The sequence below is a fragment of the Achromobacter sp. 1L-A-4-B-C2 genome, assembly GCF_057291955.1.
On the sequence record NZ_JBXAWP010000002.1, the window covers coordinates 149,060 to 170,412 of the forward strand.

The 21,353-nt window shown below is 64.7% G+C and carries 23 protein-coding genes; 10 read left to right on the forward strand and 13 right to left on the reverse strand.

The window, feature by feature from the left end; genetic code table 11:
* The first annotated feature begins 74 nt into the window (after positions 1–74).
* The 5 genes from AC0Z35_RS08025 to AC0Z35_RS08045 all read left to right on the forward strand — a co-directional run bounded on the left by AC0Z35_RS08025 (position 75) and on the right by AC0Z35_RS08045 (position 4,500).
* Positions 75–1,190 carry a vWA domain-containing protein gene (locus tag AC0Z35_RS08025; protein WP_146073942.1) on the forward strand — a complete coding sequence of 372 codons (1,116 nt, stop codon included), beginning with the start codon at positions 75–77 and terminating at the stop codon, positions 1,188–1,190.
* Positions 1,191–1,351: 161 nt separating this feature from the next.
* The gene (locus AC0Z35_RS08030) at positions 1,352–1,684 is read left to right on the forward strand and encodes an ArsR/SmtB family transcription factor (protein WP_485131726.1); all 333 of its coding nucleotides are present in this window, start codon (positions 1,352–1,354) and stop codon (positions 1,682–1,684) included.
* On the forward strand, positions 1,681–2,106 hold the full coding sequence (arsC, locus tag AC0Z35_RS08035; protein WP_485131727.1) for an arsenate reductase (glutaredoxin): 426 nt from the start codon (positions 1,681–1,683) through the stop codon (positions 2,104–2,106). The genes AC0Z35_RS08030 and arsC overlap by 4 nt, the downstream gene beginning before the upstream one ends.
* 76 nt (positions 2,107–2,182) lie before the next feature.
* Positions 2,183–2,941: an arsenical resistance protein ArsH gene (arsH, locus tag AC0Z35_RS08040; protein WP_485131728.1), complete on the forward strand. Its 759-nt coding sequence runs from the start codon at positions 2,183–2,185 to the stop codon at positions 2,939–2,941.
* A gap of 176 nt (positions 2,942–3,117) precedes the next feature.
* Positions 3,118–4,500, forward strand: coding sequence for a ferredoxin reductase family protein (locus tag AC0Z35_RS08045; protein WP_485131729.1), 1,383 nt, complete (start codon positions 3,118–3,120; stop codon positions 4,498–4,500).
* 93 nt (positions 4,501–4,593) lie between these two features.
* Here the strand turns inward: AC0Z35_RS08045 and AC0Z35_RS08050 are convergent, their stop codons facing one another.
* The 10 genes from AC0Z35_RS08050 to AC0Z35_RS08095 form a co-directional block, all read right to left on the reverse strand.
* Positions 4,594–5,550 (reverse strand): Bug family tripartite tricarboxylate transporter substrate binding protein, encoded by a 957-nt coding sequence (locus AC0Z35_RS08050; RefSeq protein WP_219992669.1) that lies wholly within the window; start codon positions 5,548–5,550, stop codon positions 4,594–4,596.
* Between the two features lie 106 nt (positions 5,551–5,656).
* Positions 5,657–6,457, reverse strand: coding sequence for a 2-oxo-hept-4-ene-1,7-dioate hydratase (gene hpaH, locus AC0Z35_RS08055; RefSeq protein WP_104145477.1), 801 nt, complete (start codon positions 6,455–6,457; stop codon positions 5,657–5,659).
* A 54-nt stretch (positions 6,458–6,511) separates the two neighbouring features.
* Positions 6,512–6,931: a nuclear transport factor 2 family protein gene (locus AC0Z35_RS08060; protein ID WP_104145478.1), complete on the reverse strand. Its 420-nt coding sequence runs from the start codon at positions 6,929–6,931 to the stop codon at positions 6,512–6,514.
* 15 nt (positions 6,932–6,946) lie between these two features.
* Positions 6,947–8,272 carry an NAD(P)/FAD-dependent oxidoreductase gene (locus AC0Z35_RS08065; RefSeq protein WP_485131730.1) on the reverse strand — a complete coding sequence of 442 codons (1,326 nt, stop codon included), beginning with the start codon at positions 8,270–8,272 and terminating at the stop codon, positions 6,947–6,949.
* Complete coding sequence (locus AC0Z35_RS08070; RefSeq protein WP_104145480.1) at positions 8,269–8,589, reverse strand: non-heme iron oxygenase ferredoxin subunit; 321 nt, start codon at positions 8,587–8,589, stop codon at positions 8,269–8,271. The genes AC0Z35_RS08065 and AC0Z35_RS08070 overlap by 4 nt, the downstream gene beginning before the upstream one ends.
* Position 8,590: 1 nt before the next feature.
* Positions 8,591–9,859, reverse strand: coding sequence for an aromatic ring-hydroxylating dioxygenase subunit alpha (locus AC0Z35_RS08075; RefSeq protein ID WP_104145481.1), 1,269 nt, complete (start codon positions 9,857–9,859; stop codon positions 8,591–8,593).
* 18 nt (positions 9,860–9,877) lie between these two features.
* A complete protein-coding gene (locus tag AC0Z35_RS08080) occupies positions 9,878–10,369 on the reverse strand; it encodes an aromatic-ring-hydroxylating dioxygenase subunit beta (protein WP_219992529.1) in 492 nt (163 codons plus the stop codon).
* 81 nt (positions 10,370–10,450) lie between these two features.
* Positions 10,451–11,551 (reverse strand): cupin domain-containing protein, encoded by a 1,101-nt coding sequence (locus tag AC0Z35_RS08085; protein WP_485131731.1) that lies wholly within the window; start codon positions 11,549–11,551, stop codon positions 10,451–10,453.
* A gap of 33 nt (positions 11,552–11,584) precedes the next feature.
* Entirely contained in the window at positions 11,585–12,583 is a 999-nt protein-coding gene (locus AC0Z35_RS08090; RefSeq protein ID WP_485131732.1) for an ornithine cyclodeaminase family protein, read from the reverse strand.
* Positions 12,576–13,442: a fumarylacetoacetate hydrolase family protein gene (locus AC0Z35_RS08095; RefSeq protein ID WP_104145485.1), complete on the reverse strand. Its 867-nt coding sequence runs from the start codon at positions 13,440–13,442 to the stop codon at positions 12,576–12,578. Before AC0Z35_RS08095 ends, AC0Z35_RS08090 begins: the two co-directional genes overlap by 8 nt.
* Positions 13,443–13,658: 216 nt before the next feature.
* Between AC0Z35_RS08095 and AC0Z35_RS08100 the strand changes: the two genes are divergently transcribed.
* From AC0Z35_RS08100 to AC0Z35_RS08110, 3 genes are all read left to right on the forward strand, one after another.
* Positions 13,659–14,390: a GntR family transcriptional regulator gene (locus tag AC0Z35_RS08100; protein ID WP_104145486.1), complete on the forward strand. Its 732-nt coding sequence runs from the start codon at positions 13,659–13,661 to the stop codon at positions 14,388–14,390.
* A gap of 207 nt (positions 14,391–14,597) precedes the next feature.
* On the forward strand, positions 14,598–15,083 hold the full coding sequence (locus AC0Z35_RS08105) for a DUF421 domain-containing protein (protein WP_319300070.1): 486 nt from the start codon (positions 14,598–14,600) through the stop codon (positions 15,081–15,083).
* Between the two features lie 80 nt (positions 15,084–15,163).
* Complete coding sequence (locus tag AC0Z35_RS08110; protein ID WP_485131733.1) at positions 15,164–15,724, forward strand: DUF4142 domain-containing protein; 561 nt, start codon at positions 15,164–15,166, stop codon at positions 15,722–15,724.
* Positions 15,725–15,740: 16 nt separating this feature from the next.
* Here AC0Z35_RS08110 and AC0Z35_RS08115 read toward each other — a convergent pair whose 3' ends face one another.
* From AC0Z35_RS08115 to AC0Z35_RS08125, 3 genes are read right to left on the reverse strand one after another with little or no spacing between them, the layout of a single operon-like run.
* A complete protein-coding gene (locus tag AC0Z35_RS08115) occupies positions 15,741–16,121 on the reverse strand; it encodes a hypothetical protein (protein ID WP_319300072.1) in 381 nt (126 codons plus the stop codon).
* Positions 16,122–16,125: 4 nt separating this feature from the next.
* Complete coding sequence (locus AC0Z35_RS08120) at positions 16,126–18,645, reverse strand: cbb3-type cytochrome c oxidase subunit I (protein ID WP_485132124.1); 2,520 nt, start codon at positions 18,643–18,645, stop codon at positions 16,126–16,128.
* Between the two features lie 59 nt (positions 18,646–18,704).
* Positions 18,705–19,808 carry a cytochrome c oxidase subunit II gene (locus AC0Z35_RS08125; protein WP_485131734.1) on the reverse strand — a complete coding sequence of 368 codons (1,104 nt, stop codon included), beginning with the start codon at positions 19,806–19,808 and terminating at the stop codon, positions 18,705–18,707.
* A 128-nt stretch (positions 19,809–19,936) separates the two neighbouring features.
* Between AC0Z35_RS08125 and AC0Z35_RS08130 the strand changes: the two genes are divergently transcribed.
* The gene (locus AC0Z35_RS08130; RefSeq protein ID WP_485131735.1) at positions 19,937–20,359 is read left to right on the forward strand and encodes a c-type cytochrome; all 423 of its coding nucleotides are present in this window, start codon (positions 19,937–19,939) and stop codon (positions 20,357–20,359) included.
* Positions 20,356–21,336, forward strand: a complete 981-nt coding sequence (locus AC0Z35_RS08135) for a c-type cytochrome (protein WP_485131736.1) — start codon at positions 20,356–20,358, stop codon at positions 21,334–21,336. Before AC0Z35_RS08130 ends, AC0Z35_RS08135 begins: the two co-directional genes overlap by 4 nt.
* Positions 21,337–21,353 lie beyond the last annotated feature (17 nt).

Here is a 21,353-nt window from a genome sequence, read left to right on the forward strand (position 1 = left end):
TGCAGCGATTTAAGCGGGATATAAATCCCAGTGGTTCAACTTCAGAGCACCTCGTACGCGGCTTCGACGAGCGCGTGGCAATCATCGAGCGGCATTTTCCGCCTAGTGTGGCCCAGGTCTATGCCATTCCCAAACCGGGTCGCGACGGGGCCATTGAGTGGTGGACGACACAGCAGGGGCAAGTGACGCCGTTCGCGCAGCTATCGGAGCAAGAGCAGAGCGCTCTGTTGCAACGGCATGCACAACACCTAACCCAGCTTGGCAGCCTGGCCCATACGCTGGAGTCTCGTGGCATGCAACCGCAGGCCGAATTGCTGCGCGGATTGCTGACGCCCGCCGAGCCGGCGACGATGTATAGCGTTGAAGGTCGGCTGTTGATGACGTGGTGGCCAAACAAAACGCCTGTGGCCGCCGAACCCGCGTCAAGCCCGCCGACAAACCCGATGCGGCGATGGGTGTGGCTCGGGTTGATCGCACTGCTGGCACTGGTGCTATTGCTGGCATTGCTTTGGTGGTGGTTCATGATTCGAGCAAGGGTTCCCGTGGTTCCGGTAGCCAAGCCAGTGGCTATGGAGGTAGCGAAGCCCGAGCCAGAGCCGGAGCCGACACCCGAACCCCCGCAACAATGGCCGACGCAGGTCGCCTTTGTGCTGGATACGTCCGCCGCCATGACGCGCCGGACCGGTTTGAGTTCGACCCCGCGCAAGGAACTCGCCAAGCGGGAAATCGAGCGAATCATCGGTGTGCTGCCACCGGCGACCGAAACACGTCTTGTGCGGTACGCCGGCAAAAAATGTGTAGCGGACGCGGGCCATGGAGCATTTGAAGCCAGCAGGCGCGGCGAGTTGCTGGCACTCGTACGGCAAGCCAGGAACGAGGGCAACGCTCCCTTGGGCGCCAGTCTGCGAGCGGCTGCGGCGGAAATGGATGGCAAGGAACGAGATGGATTGATTTTTGTGTTCGCGGGTGGCGATGATTCTTGCGGAGAGGACGTGTGTGCCACGGCGAAAGAAATACACCGCGAGAAGCCGCGGCTACGGATCAACCTGGTGGACTTGACCGGGTTGGAAAAGCTGGACGTCTGCATGGCGTTGTCCACGGGCGGTAGCGCATATAGCTGGGGCGAACAAAAAAGCGAGGGGGGCGGCGTCGACTTGTCTAAAGAGGCTGAACGGATGTTGAAACCTTGATCTAAGACGGCAGGTCTCGCCGAACCCTGCCGCCTTGGTGTATTACGCATAATGTGTATTATGTAAAGTAAGAAATTCACCCGGTTTTGAGTTCCGCCCCGCAAACGCACACCGCCACCCTCCACATTCCGATACTTCAACAATTGTTGTAGTATCCGCGAATGGATAAAACCACCGCCGTCACTGTCTTCGAATCGCTGGCCTCCGGTGTCCGGCTGGACATCTTTCGCCTGTTGGTGCGCGCGGCGCCCGACGGCTGCGTGGCTGGCCAGATCGCGGCGGAACTTGACTTGCCCCCGACCAACCTGTCTTTTCACCTGAAGGCGCTGACGCAATCGCGTTTGCTGACCGTCGAACAGGAAGGACGCTACTTGCGCTATCGCGCCAACACCACCCTGATGTTCGGACTGGTTGATTACCTGACCGCCGAATGTTGCAGTGGCGTGGCGTGCGCCAAGTCGCACGACTTAACCGAACCTCACACGACACCATGAGCCCCGTCACCATCTATCACAACCCCAAGTGCGGCACCTCGCGCAACACCCTGGCGCTGATTCGCAACGCCGGCATCGAGCCGCAAGTCATCGAATATTTGAAGACGCCGCCGGATCGCGCAACGCTGGTCGATCTGATTTCCCGCGCCGGGCTGTCGGTACGAGACGCGATCCGCCAGAAGGAATCGGCGTACCAAGCGCTGGGCCTGAATGACGAATCGCTGTCCGACGCGGCGCTGATCGATGCCATGCTTGAAAACCCCATCCTCATCAACCGGCCCTTTGTCGTCACCGCTGCGGGCGTGCGGCTGTGCCGGCCATCGGAACTGGTGCTGGACATTCTTGACCAGCCGCAGCGCGCCGCGTTCACCAAGGAAGACGGCGAAGTCGTGGTCGACGACAGCCGACGCCGCGTGCGCTAGACCGTCGCCAGGCCGTCGCGGCTGCGCGCCTTCCACCTGCCCTTCCCCATCCCGTTCAAACGGAGCTCTACCCTCGATGGACGACCGCTTGCCCGCTTCAAACGAAGCCAATTACGCGTTGGACGACGCCCTGCCCGCGTTGGACGAAGCCCTGCTGGACGTGCCCAGCCACGACAAGCTCTCCCTGGCCCATGGCGCGTCCCATCCGCCGCGCATCCTGTTGCTGTACGGCTCGCTGCGCGAGCGTTCTTACAGCAGGCTGCTGGTCGAAGAAGCCGCTCGCATCCTGAACCGATTGGGCGCCGAGACGCGCATTTTCGATCCGCGCGGCTTGCCGTTGCCGGACGGCGCGCCTGCCGATCATCCCAAGGTGGCCGAGCTGCGTGCGCTGTCGCTGTGGTCCGAAGGCCAGGTGTGGTGCAGCCCCGAACGCCACGGCACGTTGACCGGTGTCTTCAAGAGCCAGATCGACTGGCTGCCGCTGGAGAGCGGCAGCGTGCGCCCCACGCAAGGCCGCACGCTGGCGGTCATGCAGGTGTCGGGCGGGTCGCAGTCTTTCAACGCGGTGAACGCGCTGCGCGTGCTGGGCCGCTGGATGCGGATGGTCACCATCCCCAACCAATCATCGGTGGCCAAGGCGTTCCAGGAATTTGACGATGCCGGGCGCATGAAGCCGTCCGCCTACTACGACCGCGTGGTCGACGTCATGGAAGAACTGGTCAAGTTCACCTTGCTGGTGCGCGACCGCAGCGACTACCTGACGGACCGGTACAGCGAACGCAAAGGCGTGGCCCAAGAGGTCGCGCGCTTGGCGCGCGAAGCAATGGCTCCCTGAAAACCTTGATCTTTGTCCAAGACTTTCGCCGGGTGCAGGACTATATTCATCGAACAATTCGGTGACAGAGAGGGTCGCGGTATCCCGTCACCGCAGAGGCATCTTGATGGCCGGTTCCATCAACCACGTCGACAGCGCTTGCCCGGACCCATGCGCGCTGAACCCGGAGGAGCAAGATGCGCGCGATCAAGCTGACACTGGTTTTTTCCCTGCTGCTGGTCGCGCTGTTGTGGGCGCTGGCCGATTCCCGGTTGTGGGGCGCATCAAGTCCTTATACGGTGCGCGCCGCGCTGATCCAGTTGTCCGGCTTGCTTGCCCTTGCCTGTATGAGCCTGGCGCTGGTGCTGGCGGCGCGCCCGCGCTGGCCCGAGCGACCGCTCGGCGGCCTGGACAAGATGTACCGGCTGCACAAATGGTTGGGCATCGGCGCCCTATTCTTCTCGCTGCTGCACTGGTTGTTCAAGAACGGCTTTCGGCCCGCGATCCAGTGGGGCTGGATCGAGCCCGGCGCCCGGCCGCCGCGCCAGCCCCCGGTTGATGTCGTCGACACGTTTCTGCATCGGTGGCGGCACGACGCGGAAGCGCTGGGCGAATGGGCGTTTTACGGTGTCGTGGTGTTGGTGGTGCTGGCGCTGCTGCGCTTTTTTCCCTATCGGCTGTTCTACAAGACGCATCGGATTATCGCGGCCCTATTCCTGGTGCTGGTCGCGCATGCCGTGGTTCTGCTGGACTACGGCTACTGGACGCAGCCGGTGGGGTGGCTTGCCGCCGCATTGATGGCGGCCGGCAGCGTGGCCGCCGTGCTTTTGCTGCTTCGGGCCACCAACAGCGGGCGACAAGTGTGGGCGAAGGTGGTCGGCTTGACGCATTTTCCGGGGGTGGAATCGCTGGAAATCGAGTTGGAAACCAGCCCGGGGTGGCCGGGCCATCGTCCCGGCCAGTTCGTCTTTGCCATGTCGAATGCGTCGGAAGGCCCGCACCCTTATACGATTGCTTCCGCCTGGAAACCCCACGCGGCCCGCATCACCATCATCGCCAAGGCGCTGGGCGACCATACCCGCCGCTTGCCGCAAACCCTGAAACCGGGCCAGGCGGTACGCATCGAGGGCCCCTACGGCGACTTCACGTTTGACGACGGCATGCCCAGCCAGATCTGGGTGGCGGGCGGTATCGGCATCACGCCCTTCCTGGCCCGCATGGACGCGCTGGCCGATGCCAAGGCGAATGTCGATGCGAATGCCAACGGCAACGGCAACTCCCACCCTGCCACGCCGCCAGCAATCGACCTGATTCACGTGACCACCGAAGTCGATGACGCCGCGCTTGCCCGGCTACGGGCGCGCGCCGAGGCGGCCGGTGTGCAGCTGCACCTATTGATTCGCGCGCGCGACGGCAGGCTCGATGGTGAAAGGCTGCGTGCGCTGGTGCCCGCATGGCGCGAGTCCAGCCTCTGGTTCTGTGGCCCCTCCGCATTGGGCGAGGCGCTACGCAAGGATCTGGCCGCCCACGGCTTCCCGGTCGCGCGTCATTTCCATTTCGAGCTGTATAGGATGCGTTAGCGCATTCGTCCGGGCGCCACCGAGGCCGGTGCCCGGTTATCAAAGGAAGCGCGTGACCGTGTGCCTCCGATCACGCCTCCTTTCCCGCCGCAGTCAATCGATCGCGGCGCCCGCGGTTTTCACCACTTTGCCCAGCCGCGTGTATTCCTCGGCGCCAAAGTCCGCCAGCGACTGGCGCGATGTGGGCGACGGGATGGCGCCGCGCGATTCCAGGGCCTTCTTGACCTCGGGCTGTTGCAGCGTGCGCTTGACCGCAGCGTTCAGCTTGTCCAGCACGGCGGGTGGCGTGCCTTTCGGCGCGTACAAGCCGTCCCAGGCGAAGAATTCATAACCCTTCACGCCCGCCTCGTTCATGGTTGGAATGCTCGGGTTGGACGCGACCCGTTCAGGCGTGGTGACGGCCAGCGCGCGCAATTTGCCGGCGGCAATCTGGCCCGACACGTTCGGCATGACGTCGATCAGGAACGAGATGCGTCCGCCCAGCAGGTCCGTCATGGCCGCGCCGCCGCCCTTGTAGGGGATGTGCATGACCTTGATGCCGGCCATCTGGTTCAGCAGTTCACAGGCCAGGTGCGACGACGTGCCGTTGCCGGCCGACCCACAGGTCAAGTCACCGGGGTGCGACTTGGCGTAGGCCAGCAACTGCTCCAGTGTCTTGAAACGGTCATCCGTGCCGTTTACGACCAGCGCGGCCGCAATGACGGTAAAGCGCGAGATCGGTTCGAAGTCGCTCGGCGTGTAGCCGGGAGATTTGTACAGCCAATGGTTGGTGGCCTGCGTGCCGTTGGTGCCGTACGACAGGGTGTAGCCATCCGGGTTGGCCCGCGCCGCGATGGAGGTGCCGATATTGCCGCCCGCGCCGGGGCGATTTTCCACGATGATGGACTGGCCAAGTTCACGCGATAGCGGTTCGGCCACCAGCCGCGCCAGCGTATCGCCGCCGCCGCCGGCCGCAAACGGCACGACCAATGTGATGGCGTGCGTGGGCCAGGCGGCCTGTTGGGCTACGGACTGAGTGAACGGTGCCGCTGCACAGGCGGCGGCCACCATGAAAATCAAGGGCTTAGAGGGTTTCACTGCTTGTCTCCTGTGGGGATATCGAACGCGCCTGCGCTTGGGGTTTAGGGATATCGGGCGCGCTGTTGTGATGCCGGTGTCAAACAAAGCGACAGCTGACCGAACCAAGTGGGCCGTAGTCCACATGGAACGTGTCGCCGGCGTCGGCAAAAACGGGCCGGGTGAACGAACCGCTAAGAATGATCTGGCCGGGTTCCAGCGACACGCCGTGTTCGCCCAGCTTGTTGGCCAGCCAAACCACGCCGTTGGCGGGATGGTTGAGCACGCCCGCGGCCAGGCCCGTTTCTTCAATCACGGCGTTGCGCGACATCATTGCGCCGACCCAGCGTAGGTCCATGTCGCCCACGCGCACCGGGCGGCCCCCCATTACCACGCCCGCATTGGCGGCGTTGTCGGCAATGGTGTCGAAGACCTTGCGGGGCCGCTTGGAATCGGGGTCGATCTGGTGCGACCGCGCATCAATGATCTCCAGCGCCGGAATCACGTAGCGCACCGCGTCCAACACGTCGAACAGGGTCACACCGGGGCCTTGCAGGGCGCGGTCAAGAATGAACGCGAGCTCGACTTCCACACGCGGCACGATGAAGCGGCCGCGCGGAATCTCGGCGCCGTCGGCGAACAACATGTCGTCAAGCAGTGCGCCGTAATCGGGCTCGTCGATCTGCGATGACAGCTGCATCGCACGCGAGGTCAACCCGATTTTGTGGCCGACCAGACGGCGGCCCGACGCAAGCTTGTGCGCGACCCATTCGCGCTGAATCGCGTAAGCGTCTGCAATGGTGATGTCGGGATGGTCCAGCGATAGCTGGCGCACCTGACGGCGGCTTTGCTCGGCTTCGTGCAGCCGTAGCGCCAGTGTTCTTATGGTTGTGGCATCCATTCATGTCTCCTTGGGGGCTGAATTTGTTTTTTCGTGCGTGGGAGGGTCGCCGGCTTACTCCGGTGGCAGATGGCGGCGGCTGCTCTTGTCGGCCAGGCGCCAGCCCTCTTTTGTTGCCACAAGCACGTCCTGGCACTCACGGATGGACACCAGTCTCGGTGCCCCGCCCTGCTCTTGCGGCACGCTTTCGTAGGCGGTCAGGAAGTAGCCCACCGTGGCGTGCGTGCGGTCCGTCGATACCAGCCGAAGGTTAGTGATGACATGGCAGGTGCTGCGCTCGGGCGCGCGGGCCTCCAGCGCCGCCAGGACTTCGTGCGGGCCACTAAGCTTGCGCCCCTGGCGCATCCAGACGCCGTCTTCGGCCATCAACGCGGCGGCGGCGTCATGGCGGCGGGTGTCCAGCGCATGAAAAAAACTCAGAACGACCGCTTCGCAGGCGGCTTTGATCGGCATGACTTCTGAAAGCGGTTCCATCTGGCTTCGGCTCCGTTAGCGGATTTCGGCATTGGCCAGCGGCACGTCGGGCCGCTGCAACAATGCGGGGTTCACAAGCGCACGTTGGGCGATCCACTTGCGTAGCTGCCGCAGATCGCGCGGCGCGTTCACGGTGACGGCTGCCACTACCCGACCGCCGCCGTCCAGCGCCACCGACACCAAGGCTCCCGCGTCCGTTTGCGGGCGCAGCACTTCGCTTGCGGCAAGCGCGGGAAAGCCCACGATTTGCACCATGGCGTCGTATTGTTCGGACCAGACTGCGCCGGTGGGCAGATACGGCGCGGGTTCGCCGAGCGCGGACAGGGCCGCCGCCGTGCCTTGGTCTTGCGCGTTTTGCCAGGACTCCAGGCGCATCGTTCCCCCGGCTTCAGCATGCGTGGACACCGCCACGTCGCCCGCCGCGTACACGTCTGGCGCAGAGGTGCGGCAGTATTGGTCGACCAGCACACCGCGCTGGCAGGCGATGCCGGCCTCGCGCGCCAAGGCATCATTGGCTTGCAGGCCCACGCCCAGCACCACGGCGTCGGCGACAAGGCGTTGCCCATCGGTCAGTTCGGCCAGGGGGTGGGAGCCAGTCAGCTCGGCTACGGACCGGGACTGGGACTGCGATTGGGACGGCCGCCCCGCTTGCGATTCACCTGGTTCGCGCAGCACCGCGCGCAGCCCCACGCCCAAACGAACGTCGACGCCCTGCGCGGCGTGCATCGCGGCCAAATGCGCGGACACGGCGGGAAACACGCTGCGGGCGCATAGCCGATCGGCTTGTTCCAGTACGGTGACGCGGGTGCCGGCCTGGCGTGCCGTGGCGGCGACCTCCAGCCCGATCCATCCGCCACCCACGATCACGATGTGCTTGCCCGGCCCCAAGCAGGCGCGCAGGCGCAGCGCGTCGTCTCGGGTCCGCAGCACGTGGACGCCATGGGCGTCCGTAAAGGCCGCTGCGCCCTCGCCCCATGCCACGCCGGGCAGCGGCGGCACGATGGGCCGGCCGCCCATGCACAGGATCAGCTTGTCGTAGGCGATTGCGCCACCGTCGGACGTATCCACCTGCTTGTCCGCCAGCCGCAATCGCGTGGCAGCGATGCCCGGGCGAAAGGAAATATCCAGGGCGGCCAGGCGTTCGGCGGAGAACAATTCGGTGCTTTCGGGCGGCACACTGCCGCTCAGTACCGCCTTGCTCAAGGGTGGGCGCTCGTAAGGCGCGTGCGCTTCGTCACCTAACAAGATGATGCGGCCTATGTAGCCCCGTTCGCGCAAGGTGGTGGCGGCCCAACCGCCCGCCTGCCCCGCGCCGACGATGACGATCGTGCCGGCGTTCACGGCGTTTGCGCCTTCAAATAAACCGTATCCGCCTCGACGCGGACCTCGTAGCGGCGCAGATCCGTGGTGACCGGCGGGCATTGCGGCTTGCCGGTGCGGATGTCGAACACGCCCTGATGCAGCGGGCATTCAATCGTGCCGTCCTCCAGGTAGCCGTCGGCCAGGCTGGCGTTACCATGCGGACATCGGTCCTGCGTGGCGCAGATTTCGTCGGGCAGCTTGTACAGGCAGACCGCGTCGCCCTCGTGCATCACGCGCAATGTGCCGGTGTCGGGCGAAATGTCCGCAATCCGTGCAACGGGTTTCCAGGTATCCATATCAAAGCCCCATCGCCTTGCGGTAATAGTCATAGAACGACCGGATCAGCACTTCGGTCACCATGTAGTCGGCCGGCTCGGTATCGCGCCCGCCCATCTCGACAATGCCGCGCGCCTCGGGGTATCCCGTGACGCCGATCTGCACCTGGTTCAGCATTTCGCTGTCGTCCATGGACACGAAGCCGGCCGGGCCCAGCAGATTGGCGTGCTTCAAGCGCAGCCGGGTCATTTCCTCGTCGTCATCCTCGTAGCCGTAATAGGTAAAGACCAACTCGTGCTCGGTTGGACTGCGGGGGATCACATGGCGCGTCTTGAGCGAATTGGCCTGGATGCCGAACTGCGCGGCGGGAAATACCCAGGCACCCCCTACGCGGCCTCGGTTGAATTCAGCTCGCGGGGTCACGGTCTCCAGGTCCAGCAGTTCCAGGTCGTCCCGAAAACGGCTCATTTCGGTCGTGGCTTCTGTCTTCTTCTTGCCTTCGTTGTGCGACACCATGACGCTATGCGCGCCGCCGCCCGTGGGGATGCACTCGGACTTGGAATCCGCGCGCCACAGGCCGAACGTGATGTAGAACGTGTGCAGCAAGGTGGCGTGGTACGGGTCTTTCAGGTTTTCCAGGTACATCTTCCAGTTGCTGGGAATCAACTGGCGGCTGTATCCCAGCAGCTTTAGCGGCTTGCCCGGCAGCATGTGGTCGATTTCGGCCAGCACTTCGGGGCCGCAATAGTCTTCAAAGCTGGGCGCTTCTTCGGAGAACGTGGCCCAGATGGACCCGCCCCGATTTACGCTGCGCAGCTTGCGGATGCCGTTCTGCTTGGGGTCGAAATCGCGCGGCATGCCGCCCTTGCCCATGGCGCCACGTCGGAACGGCACGCCTTGCAGGTTGCCGTGCAGATCGTAATTCCATTGGTGATACGGGCAGGTGAAGTCGGTGACGCGGCCGGTGTTCTGCCAGCAGATCTGCGCGCCGCGATGGGCGCAGCGGTTTTCCAGCACATTCACATCACCGGTTTCGGTACGCACCATGATGACCGGGCGGTTGCCGATCCAGTTGCGCTTGTAGCTGCCGGTCTCGGGCACTTCGCATTCCAGGCCCACGTAGTTCCAGGTCTGGCCCGCGAAGAACACGTCCATTTCTTTTTGAAAGATCGCGGGGTCGGTGTAGACCCAATTGGGAATACGCGTGTAGCCCTCTTTGGGCCAGCGGCGTTCCAGGTGAATGGGGGCCGTGGCAGCGGTGTCCAGCACGGCGGAATCGGAACAGGTCATGGCTTTTCCTTAGCAGATTCAGATGGGCACGATCAGCGACGTGCGCACGCGATAGTTGTCGTACACGCAGTCGCGGCGGCTGATCGCCAGGCCGTCGGGGGTGACGCGCAGCACGTCCAGATAGCGCCCCACCATGTTCAAGGAGGGTTCGCGGTCGGACAGCGACTCCATCACGGCGAAGTTCGCTTGCGACACGATGTGGTCGCCCTGTAATTCCATGACGCGCACGCCACTGATGAAATGGCGCAGCGAACGCGGTTCGAACATGGTGGTTTCGCGCAGCGCGGTCACTCGGTCGCGCACCATGTTCTTGTTCATGCAATAGATCAGGCCCAGCGGCAGGCCGGCGTCGTGGTTCTCGCGAGACAACACGCGGTAATGGCAGTCTTCGGTGAAGAAGTCGGGCCACTCTTCAAGCCGGCCTTCGTCCAGGCAGAAGGCATAGTCGTCGTAGAAGTCCCGCAGTTGGGCGCGCAAGGCCGGCGCGTCGGACAGGTCAGTCAGAGTCATGGTGGATCCGGATGGCGTTGGATGAAAAGGCGCGGAGATGGCCGGGGTGTGGCGGTGCCCGGCAGTGTTTGACGACGACTGTCAGGACGCCGCGGCCAGCTGCGCGCGGTTGCTTTCAAAGCCGCTCTGGCTGCCCAGCGCCAGGATGGGTTCCTGCATGCGCTCCTGCCAGATCAGCGATTCCATGGCGATCTGCAGCGGGTGGTCCTGTACCGTCAGCGCGGACGTGGTCTCGGTACCGGAATGGTGCGAATGCATCGCCCAGCCGGGCGCCGACAGGATCAGGTCGCCCGCCTTCCAGTCCAGCCGCACGCCGTTGACCTTGCTGTAGCCGTTGCCGCGCAGGTAGTAGTTGATGGCCGACGAGCTGTGCCGATGCGGCACGTGGTGGTTGTCCGGCGGTGATGACGAGATGGTGGCGAAGAAACTGTGCGTGGTGCCGATGCGCCGCTCGGTTGCCGGGTTGTACAGCACGAACAGGCGGCGGCCGTTGTAGCCGCGTGCCATGTCTTCCACCGTCGGCAGATAGCGCGACACCGCCTGCCACGGCCAATGCAGCGCCTTGGATTCCAGCACGTCGATATCGATCAGCCATTCGTATCCCATCAGCCAGGCGCCCTCGGGCGTGATCTGTTCGCGCAGCGCCAGATCGCGCGAGCGAGCCGCGTCAGGGGCGCGGGGCGGCACGGGGCGGGTGTTGGCGTCCGCGGGCGGCACGTCGCCGTCAAACTCCTCGACGTAATGGATTTCCAGCTTTTCCAGTAACGGCGCGTTCGAATACGACAGCCGCACCCAAGGGGTCTTGCCCTCGTTGCGGTAAGCGTGCACCTGCATCGCGGGCGTGTTCCAGACGTCCCAGTGCCCCACGCGGATATCGCGCCCGGCCACCGTCGCGATGCCCTCGCCGCTGATACAGATTTCCAGCATGTTGGAGTTCTTGCGCAGGTTGTAGGTGCGTTCACCGGGGTTGACGACGTTGATGGTCACATCGGTACCTGGCGCCAGGCCCAGGCCGGGTGCGGTGGCCTGTGGGTGCGTAATGAGCGAGGCGCGGCGGCCGTTGTCGGGCCGGGGTGCGACAATCAACCGCGCGATTTCCAGATCGATGTCCTCTTTCGGGATCACGATCGACGGCCACTTATTTTGTTCGCGGGGGCTGGCCCCACTGACGTCGACGAACATGTTTGTTTCCTCTGTTTTGTTGATGGATCGGGATCAGGGCTGCGCCAGCAGCAGGTTTTCGCGGGTCTGCGGGGGCAGCGCCACGCCCAGGCCGTTTTCGCGGGCGTGCTCATAGACCACGCGCGCCATCGCCAGGTCGGACAGGCCCATCCCCATGCCCTTGAATATCGTCAGCCTCGCGTCCCTGGGTCGTGCCTTGCCGTCCGCCAGCCACTGGCCCAGCACCGACACGCTGTCCCACGGCGCGGCATCGGATCCAAAGCGATCGCGCAGTTCGCGCGAGCCCTTGCGGGCGTTTTCAAGGTCGTCGACCACTACCTCGTCGGCCAGCTCGAACACGTCCTGGGCAAACTCGGCCTTGGCGGGCAGGATGGCGCCCACGGCGTTCAGGTGCCGGCAATCGGCCAACATGGCGGCATTGACGAACGGCTCGACGGCGCGGGTGATCAACGTGACGATGTCGCCGCCCTCCAGCGCGTGCTCAAGGCTTGGCGACTCCTGGACGTCGAACCCATACTTGCCCGCCATGCTGGCCACGAAGGCGCGGCGCTTGTCGGGGGTGGGGCTGTAGACGCGGACTCGTCGTAATGGACGCACCGCCGCCAGCGCAGCCAATTGCGTGACGGCCTGCGGGCCGGTGCCGATCAACGCGGCCCGCGTAGCGTCGGCCGGGGCCAGCGCCCGTGTGGCAACGCCGCTGATTGCCGCGGTGCGCAACATGCCCAGTGCCCGCGCTTCGATCACGGCGCGCAAGGTGCCGGTGTGCGCGTCGAACAGACTGAACAGCGACCCGCCGCCCGCCTTCGTGTGCACCCAGGTCTTGAAACCGGCGTAGCCGCCCTGCCCCGTCTGCACGGAACCCAATGCATGCATTGAGCTGCCGTCGCCCCAGGTGGCCAGTGTTTTGGGCAGGTTGCGGGCTTGCTCACGGGCCTGCGCCACCAGCATCCTGTGCAGCGCGTCGATGGCGCGGGGGATGTTCAACGCCGAGACGACGTCCCGCTCTGTCAGATACAGCAGCGCATCATTCATGCGCGTCTCCCGATGCATGGGCCGGTTCGTCGGCCACGGTGTTGACCAGCGTGCCCACGCCGGGAATGTCCACTTCCAAGGTGTCGCCCGCGGCCATGAATCGCGGCGGCTTGCGGCTGGAACCCACCCCTTCGGGCGTGCCGGTGGCGATGATGTCGCCCGGCGATAAAGGGGTGAATGCGCTGATGTAGGCGATCAATTCTGGAATGGGGAAGATCAGGTCCGACAAGTCGCCCTGTTGCATCAGTTCGCCGTTCAACCGGGACCGCACCTGCAACCGGATCGGGTTGCCCACTTCGTCCGCCGTGACCAGCCACGGTCCGACGGCGCCGCTGCGTTCGAAGTTCTTGCCAGGCGTGACCTGCGCGTTGTGCTTTTGGAAGTCGCGCACCGAGTTTTCGGCCATGCAGGTGTAGCCGGCCACATGCGCCAGCGCGTCTGCGGCTGCAATGTGACGTCCACCGCGCCCGATTACCACGGCCAGTTCGCCCTCGTAGTCGAAGCGGTCGGAGGCGCGCGGCTTCCACACCGCCTGCCCATGGCCCACCACGCTATCCGCAAAGCGGACAAACAAGGACGGGTGCGCGGGAAGTTCGCGGCCGGCTTCGGCCACGTGGCGTCCGTAGTTCAGCCCGACGCACAAGATTTTGCGAGGGGCCGGCACGGGCGGCAGCCATTGCAGATCAGCCAAAGACCGGCGCGGCATGCCGTCGGCCTGTGCAGCGCCCGCGATCTGCTCCACGCCGGCTTCCAACGCCGCGATGACGTCGGGCCATACGTGAGTCAACACCACGACGTCGGGTCCCTGTACCACGCCCCAGGCTTGGCGCCCGGCATCCAGGAAGCTGATCAGCTTCATTTTGTCTCCTGTACGTTTGGCGGCTAAGGCATGCAGCGGAATATCCCGTTGCATGCATTGGGCGGGTTATTTGCCCGCCTTCCGTTGTTTTTCCGAATTATTGCATGCAATTTCGAGGATTCGCAATACGCAATCTGTTTTTATCGGTCCGATTGCATGCAATTTTCTGGGTACACTTGAGCCCTTCCGACACTCTTCAGCCTTTGCCACCGCTCTATGGCCGCTCAGATCGATAAAGTCATTTCAGAACTTCGGGACATGGTGCTTTCGGGCGCGTTGCAGCCCGGCGAGCGTGTCGTGGAATTGCAGTTCTCGGCGCGTCTGGGCGTTTCGCGCACCCCGCTGCGCATTGCCCTGACCGAACTTGAAAAAGAGGGCCTGCTTGAACGCCTGCCTTCGCGCGGTTTTCGCGTGCGGGCCTTTACCGTGGACGAGATCGGCGACGCCGTAGACGTGCGCGGCGTGCTGGAAGGGATGGCGGCGCGGCTGTTGGCTGAGCGCGGGGCTTCGCAAGAGGTGTTGGATCAACTGACGCAGGCGGTGGATGAAGGCCGCGCGCTGTTGGCCCCGGCGCGCCGCGACCCCAACACCACGGTCGACGCCCGCGCCTGGGGGCAAATCAACCGCCGGTTCCACGAAATCTTGTGCGCCGCCGCAGGCAATCGCGCCTTGTTATCGGCGCTCGAACACAACAACAAGACGCCGTTGGCAGGCCCCGCCGCGCTGACATTGCCGTCGACCCCTTCGCTGTTGGAAACGCCGTTTGTGCTGCGTGCGCAAGCCGATCACGAAGATCTGTTGCGCGCCATCTCGCGCCGCGAAGCGGTCCGCGCTGAAAATCTGATGCGCGAACACGCCTATCGAAGCCGGGAGAACAAACGCGTATTGCTGGAATCCCTGCGCGGCGCGTTGCCTGCGCAACCCCTGCTGGCCGACAGCAGCGCGTAGGCGGCCGGCGGCTATGCGCGCGCAGTCGAGCCCGGATCTGCGCGCGTATTTGAGACCGTATTTGAACTCGTATCTCAGGGGCCACACGGCCCCACAGGCACAACATTTGCTGCTTCCTCGACATCGCCGCCCCAGCGCGGCTTACGTGTTGTCGCCACGATGTCGGATATTGCTGAAATTTTTGCGCTTCAGGCCGGGTTCGCGGAAATGATTGTCCGCGGCACCACCATGTATTGGGTGTTGTACGCGTTGCTGCGCATATCGGGCCGCCGGGACATAGGATCGTTGGGCGTGGCGGACATGCTCGTGTTGGTGCTGGTGGCCGACGCGGCGGGTAATGCCATGTCGGGCGATTCTTATTCCATGGGCGACGGCATCATCGTCGTTACGACGATTGTCGGGTGGAGCTTTTTTCTGGACCGTCTGTGCTATTACGTCCCGCCCTTGCAGCGCTTTCTGGAACCGCAGCGTATCTGCCTGATCCGCGATGGCCGCATCCTTGTGGCGGGTTTGAAGCGCGAACACATCAGCCGGGGCGAATTGATGGAACAACTGCGCCTGAAAGGCGTGGGCGACATCAGCCGCGTCCAGCGCGCGTACCTGGAACCCACCGGCGAATTCAGCGTGATCAACCAGACCGAACATCCCGAGCCGGAGAATTCCACGCTTGAGGAATCCGAGAACAAGCCATGACGCCGGGAACGCGGTTTGCTGGATAGCACAAGGGTAGTTCTTATCAACGGCGCGCCGCGCCACCCCCTTGGGAGACGTACATGAAAACTCGCACCCTTACCGCCGCCCTGCTTTCGGTTGCCGCGCTAGGTGTCGGCACCGCTGCTGTTGCGCAGCAGACTTCGCCCGCCGCGCCCGCCACGCCGATGGCCGCCGATTCCAAGCTGGACAGCAAAGACCGCGATTTTCTGGAAAATGCCGCACAGTCGGGTCATATGGAAGTGGAAGGCAGCAAGCTTGCCCTGCAGAAGTCGCAGAACGCTGAAATCAAGAGCTTTGCGCAGAAGATGATCGACGACCACGGCAAGGCCGGACAAAAGCTGGCCAGCCTGGCGAAGAGCAAGGGCTATGACGCGCCGACCGAGCCGTCGCTGATGCAGCAAGCCAAGTTGAAGACGCTGGGCATGCGCGACGACGGGTTTGACAAGGCCTATGCCGAAGGCGTGGGCGTGTCGGCGCATGAAGATGCGGTCAAGCTGTTTGAAGACGCATCCAAGAATGCCAAGGACCCGGAGGTCAAGCAGTTCGCGACCGAAACCCTGCCCACCTTGCAGCAGCATCTGCAAATGGCGAAGACGCTGGAACAAGGCGTGAAAAAGTAGCCTTGACGCCAGGCCGCTAGCCGCAGGCGGCAACCAGGAAAACCGGCACGGTCTGCCAAACGACCGCCAACGCCGACAACACGCACAACGCCCCGGTCAGCCAAGCGCGAAAGCGCGCGCCGTCCGGGGCGTTTTCACGTCTGGACCGGCGGGCCGCGTGGCGCGCGGCCGCCGCCATTGCCATCCACGCGGCGACGCTGGCGGCAATAATTACCCAGGACGACACTGGCAGGCCACCCGCCTGCATCGCGAACGCGGAATCGGGCCGCGCGCATGCCAATGCGTTGACGATGTAGATACCTAGAAAGTGCACCATCCAGATGAGGGGGCCGGCAATCAGCAACAACAGGTCGCGGCCGAATGGCGAGGTCAGGCGCGGGGTCAGGGGCAGCTTCATCGCCCTACCCCACCAGCCGGGGAAAGGCGTGCATCAGCCCCAACCCCAACAGACCCTGTGCCACGGTGTAGTGCCACATCATCATCGTTGCGTGATAGCAGGCGCGCCGTGTGTAAGACAGCCTGCCCGCAACCGAGCGTGCCACCGTGAACGCGCCCATCGTCATGGCGATCAATGCAAAAAATGCCTGCAAGCCAGACACCGCGTACACGGCCGCCGCATAGGCAGAGGCCTGCGGCCGCAGCCCATGTGCCCAGTGTCCATGGAGCTCAAGCCCGGAGGCCACGCCCAGCAACACCGCGCCCGTCACCATGCCGGCCCTGAACAGGCCATGCTGTTTCTCGTGCAGCCAATGCCCGCAGCGCGCCACCAGCGCGGAGCCGCCCAACAGCAGGCAGGCCGATAGCACGGGGCGCCCCACGCCGGCCAGTTCCGCGACGTCCGGCCAGGCGCCGGGCGCCGTGGTCCACAGGAATAGATACGCAAAGCACAACGATCCGAAAATGCTGGCGCAGACGATCACCAGCAGCGTCATGGCCCAGCCGTAATGGGATGCCGCGCCCGAGCACATCATCGGCACACGCTCGCCCGCCCCGATGTCTACGGGCGCGTAGTCCGGCCCGGTGTCGGCGTCCCACAACCAACGCCACAACGATGCCACTGCCAGCACGCCGCAGGCCGCTGCTAACGCATGCATCTTGAAGGTAAGCAGCAAGAAGAATCCTGCCGTGCCCAGGGCGGCCAACAGCGGCAACCATCCCGGGCCGGGCAGCGGCAACACGTAATCGGGCTGCGCGTCCACGGCGCTGGTCACCAGCGTTGAGCGCGTTCCCGAGGGTGCGGAAGGCAAGAAATAGCGGCCAGCGGCCACATCGCGTGCCAGGCCAGGCTGGTCCCATAGAGGTTCGCGCGAGGTCACGCGTGGAATGCTGCGCACGCCATAGATTTCGCTGGGTAGCCATTCCAGCGTGCCCGCGTTCCAGACGTTGCCGGCGTTACGGCCGATGGCCGGGCGGAAGTTGCGCGCCAGGTCCCAGATGAACACCAGCACGCCGGCCGCGATCAGGTAGGCGCCCACGGTGGACACCATGTTCAGCAGGCCCCAGCCTTGGCTCTCGGCGTAGGTATAGACGCGGCGCGGCATGCCGGCCAGGCCCGTGAAATGCATGGGAAAAAACGTGACGTTAAAGCCCACGAACATCAGCCAGAATGCCCAGCGCCCCAGGCGTTCGGACAAGGCGCGCCTGCTGACCAGCGGCGTCCAGAAATAGAACGCCGCGAACAGCGGGAACACCATCCCGCCGAACAGCACATAGTGCAAATGCGCGACGACGAAATACGAGTCGTGCGCTTGCAGGTCGAACGGAATCACGGCCACCATCACGCCGGTCAGTCCGCCCAGCACAAAGATGAAGAAGAACCCCAGAATAAACAGCATCGGCGTCTTCAAAGGCCGCAAGCGCAGCGCCGCCGCTATCGTCGCGATCCAGGCGAATACCTGGATGGCCGTGGGCACCGACACGGCCATGCTTGCCGCCGACGCAAAGCTTAGCGACAGCGCCGGGATGCCGGTGGCGAACATGTGGTGCACCCACAGGCCGAAGCTGATAAACCCGGTGCCCACCACCGCCATGACCACCCAGCGGTAGCCCACCAGCGGCACGCCCGTCATGGCGGGCACCATCATCGACACCATGCCGGCGGCGGGCAGGAAGATGATGTAGACCTCGGGGTGGCCAAAGAACCAGAACAAGTGCTGCCACAGCAAGGGGTCGCCGCCGCGTTGCGTGATGAAGAACGGCATGTCGAAGGCGCGTTCCAGTTCCAGCAGCGCCGTGGCCACGATGACCGCGGGAAACGCAATGATGACCATGCCGCAAAACACCAGCATCACCCACGCAAAGATCGGCATCTTGTCCAGGCTCATGCCCGGCGCACGCGTGCGCAGAATACCCACGGCCAGTTCGATGGCCCCCGCGATGGCCGATATTTCGATGAAGCCGATGCCCAGCAGCCACAAGTCCGCGTTCATGGCGGGCGAATATTGCGAGCCGGTCAGCGGGGGGTACATGAACCAGCCGCCGTCGGGCGCCAGGCCAAAGAAGATGCTGCAAAAAAACACCAGCCCGCCCACCGCATAGGCCCAGTAGGCATAGGCCGACAGCCGGGGAAACGGCAGGTCGCGCGCGCCCAGCATGTTGGGCAACAACAATACGGCGATGGCTTCCACGGCGGGCACGGCGAACAGGAACATCATCACGGTGCCGTGCATGGTGAACAGCTGGTTGTACAGCGCGTGCCCGATCAGGTGGCTATCGGGTGCGGCCAATTGCGTGCGCATCAATAGCGCCAGTACGCCGGCCAACAGAAAGAACAGAAAGGCCGTGGCGATATAAAGCAAGCCGATCGACGCGTTGTCGACCACGGTAACCAGGCGCCAGCCACTGGGCCGCCACCACGCCCGCAACAGCGCGCCCTCTTCGTCCTTCGGGCGCGGCGAAGGATTGGGCAGCTTGGGCGTCAACAAGGCGCCTACGGGTGGCGCTTGTGGGGTGGCGGTCGCGGGGGGCTGGGCGGTTTCGCTCACTTCAGGCTTTCCAGGTAGCGGGCCACGGCGCGCAGATCTTCGCCTGGCAGTTGGTTGAAGGACGGCATGGGGTTGCCCGGTTTGATGTGTTGGCTGTCGGCGATCCACCCGGCCAGCGCGCCTACGTTGTTAGGCAGCACACCGGCTGCCAGCGACAGGCGGCTGCCTACGTGGGTCAGGTCTGGGCCCAGCGTGCCCCGGGCCGCCGTGCCGCGCACGGTGTGGCATTGCGCGCACGCTTGCTGGAAGACTTGCGCGCCCTGATGCAGCGTGGGCGCGGACGCCTGGGCTGGCGGCGCCTCAGCCGGCCGCACCTCAGCCGGCCGAACCTCAGCCGGCCGCACCTGAGCCGGCCGCACCTCAGCCGGCCGCACCTGTGCGTCTTGCCATGCTTGGTACGCGTCGGGTTCCAATGCCACCACGTTGAACTTCATGTTGGCGTGTTGCGCGCCGCAATATTCGGCGCATTGCCCGGTAAACGTGCCTGCCGCCTGCGCGCGTACCCGCAGGCGGTTCACGCGGCCGGGAATCATGTCCAGCTTGCCCGCCAGTTCGGGCACCCAGAAGCTGTGGATGACGTTGTCGGAACTCAGCTCGAACTCAACCCATGCGCCAACGGGTATGCGAATGTCGTTGGCGGTGTCGAACAAGACGGCGCCCGACGCGTCGTGGTAGCGCACCCGCCACCACCAGAGTTCGCCCTTGACGGCGATGCGCACCGCAGGCTTGGCGCCGTCGCCGGCCATGGAAGGCCCCGTGCTCAACACGTAGACCAGCAACGCGGTCAGCGCGACCACGGGAAACGCAATGCCCGCGCCAACGATCAGTGCAGGGCTGGACAGACGCCGACGCGCGGCGGCCGAGCCAAACAGCGCCACGGCCACCAACGCGAACACCACCACAAAAATCGCCGTGGCGCCGATGAACAGGACTTGGCTGATGTCGGCAATGACATGCGCGCCGTCGCCCGCCGGCCCGCGCGAAATTGCAGCGGGCAAGCGCGTCCCGGCGGAATCCGCCTGCGCGGTGGCAAGCACGTAGGAAAGGATGGCGGCCATGCCGCGCGTCAGCACGTGGCATACCTGGGCAGCCTGTGGCATACCCCGGGGCCTTGCAACGCGTTGTATTTTCACGCTGCCGAACGCGGTGAGCGCGCGAGGTCAGCGTCGGGCGGCACGACACTTGCTGGCGCTCGGCAGGTATCTCAGCCGCTGGACGTCAGACCCTCTTGCGCCTTACCGCTCGCCCTCCCCTCATCCTGCTTGGCGCCGCCGCGCTGTCGTTGCTGGCGGCGTGCGGGGACGAGCGTCCGCCATTGGCGCAGAACCTGTCCGCTGACGCCCTGCCCAGCACTGCCAACGCGGCGCGCGGGCGGCAGCTGGTGTCCAACCACGGTTGCCTGGCCTGCCACGCCGTGCCGACGGTGCGCGGTCCGGCATCCGCCGTGGGGCCGCCCCTGGACAATCTGGGGCGGCAGGCCTACTTGACTGGGCTCCTGCCCAATACGCCGGCCAATCTGGTCCGCTGGTTGATGGACCCACCCGCCATCAATCCGCGCACCGCCATGCCGAACGTCGGCTTGAGCCAGGCCGAGGCCCAAGACATTGCGGCGTTCTTGCTGAGCTTGCCCAAGGGACAGGAGGCGCAATGAGACGCTGGCCACGTATCGCTGCCTGGTGTGTCGCCGCGTTGGCGGTTGCGGGCGCGGCGGTCGGCAGCGCGGTTGTCTACTTCGGCTGGTATGACGTCAGCGCCACCGGCCCGCACACCATGCCCGTCTATGCCCTGCTGGACGTGGCGTCCACGCGGTCGGTGAAGTTGCGGTCGGCGGATATCAAGGTCCCGGACCTGGACAGCCCGCAGCGCATACGGCGCGGCGATGCGCTGTACCGCGCGCATTGCGCGCAGTGCCACGGTGGGCCGGGCCAGGCGCCCGAACCCTATGCGCTGGGGCTGAATCCCCCGCCCCCGCCGCTGGTGACCAGCGCTCGGGAGCGTCCGGCGGCCGAGGTCTTCTGGATCATTCGCCAGGGCATCAAGATGACCGGCATGCCCGCCTGGCAGTACCGCATGACGGACGAGCAGATTTGGGACGTGGTGGCATACCTGCGGGTGTTGCCGACGCTATCGGCGCAGCAATATCGCGACGCTGCGCCGTCCGGTGACCCGGCTTCGGGCGCGGCGTCCTCCGCGTCGATTGCGCCTACAGAGGCGCGGCCAAGCGGCGTGCGCGCAGGCGACAGGCGCGTGGGCGAAATGGGCGCAGGCGAAATGGGCGTAGGCAACATGCCCGCGGGCGACATGCGCGCAGGCGACGTGCGCGCAGGCGACAGGCGCCTGGGCGACGCCAAGGCCGGGCGCGATGCGTTGCAGCAGTATCTGTGCGTGACCTGCCACGCCATCCCCGGCGTGCCGGGTGCGCGCCACTATGTTGGCCCGTCGCTGGATGGCATGGCGGACCGTTCGCGCATCGCCGGCGTTGTGCCGAATTCGCCTGACTCCATGCAGCAGTGGTTGATGGACCCGCAACGTATCAAGCCGGGCACTGCCATGCCGGCCCTGGGCCTGCGCGAACAGGACGCGCGCGACATCGCGGCGTTTTTACAGACCCTGTCCAATGTTGAATAGCGTTGAATAGCGGGCAC

Coding starts and splice junctions, on each gene's coding strand:
- AC0Z35_RS08115 (WP_319300072.1), bottom strand. CDS start 16,121: ATGAAGCTGCCCCTGACCCCGCGCCTGACCTCGCCATTCGGCCGCGAC.
- AC0Z35_RS08070 (WP_104145480.1), bottom strand. CDS start 8,589: ATGGATACCTGGAAACCCGTTGCACGGATTGCGGACATTTCGCCCGAC.
- AC0Z35_RS08110 (WP_485131733.1), top strand. CDS start 15,164: ATGAAAACTCGCACCCTTACCGCCGCCCTGCTTTCGGTTGCCGCGCTA.
- AC0Z35_RS08090 (WP_485131732.1), bottom strand. CDS start 12,583: ATGAATGATGCGCTGCTGTATCTGACAGAGCGGGACGTCGTCTCGGCG.
- AC0Z35_RS08030 (WP_485131726.1), top strand. CDS start 1,352: ATGGATAAAACCACCGCCGTCACTGTCTTCGAATCGCTGGCCTCCGGT.
- AC0Z35_RS08085 (WP_485131731.1), bottom strand. CDS start 11,551: ATGTTCGTCGACGTCAGTGGGGCCAGCCCCCGCGAACAAAATAAGTGG.
- AC0Z35_RS08105 (WP_319300070.1), top strand. CDS start 14,598: ATGATTGTCCGCGGCACCACCATGTATTGGGTGTTGTACGCGTTGCTG.
- AC0Z35_RS08095 (WP_104145485.1), bottom strand. CDS start 13,442: ATGAAGCTGATCAGCTTCCTGGATGCCGGGCGCCAAGCCTGGGGCGTG.
- AC0Z35_RS08100 (WP_104145486.1), top strand. CDS start 13,659: ATGGCCGCTCAGATCGATAAAGTCATTTCAGAACTTCGGGACATGGTG.
- arsH (WP_485131728.1), top strand. CDS start 2,183: ATGGACGACCGCTTGCCCGCTTCAAACGAAGCCAATTACGCGTTGGAC.
- AC0Z35_RS08135 (WP_485131736.1), top strand. CDS start 20,356: ATGAGACGCTGGCCACGTATCGCTGCCTGGTGTGTCGCCGCGTTGGCG.
- AC0Z35_RS08075 (WP_104145481.1), bottom strand. CDS start 9,859: ATGACCTGTTCCGATTCCGCCGTGCTGGACACCGCTGCCACGGCCCCC.
- AC0Z35_RS08060 (WP_104145478.1), bottom strand. CDS start 6,931: ATGGAACCGCTTTCAGAAGTCATGCCGATCAAAGCCGCCTGCGAAGCG.
- AC0Z35_RS08080 (WP_219992529.1), bottom strand. CDS start 10,369: ATGACTCTGACTGACCTGTCCGACGCGCCGGCCTTGCGCGCCCAACTG.
- AC0Z35_RS08050 (WP_219992669.1), bottom strand. CDS start 5,550: ATGGTGGCCGCCGCCTGTGCAGCGGCACCGTTCACTCAGTCCGTAGCC.
- AC0Z35_RS08045 (WP_485131729.1), top strand. CDS start 3,118: ATGCGCGCGATCAAGCTGACACTGGTTTTTTCCCTGCTGCTGGTCGCG.
- arsC (WP_485131727.1), top strand. CDS start 1,681: ATGAGCCCCGTCACCATCTATCACAACCCCAAGTGCGGCACCTCGCGC.
- AC0Z35_RS08125 (WP_485131734.1), bottom strand. CDS start 19,808: ATGCCACAGGCTGCCCAGGTATGCCACGTGCTGACGCGCGGCATGGCC.
- hpaH (WP_104145477.1), bottom strand. CDS start 6,457: ATGGATGCCACAACCATAAGAACACTGGCGCTACGGCTGCACGAAGCC.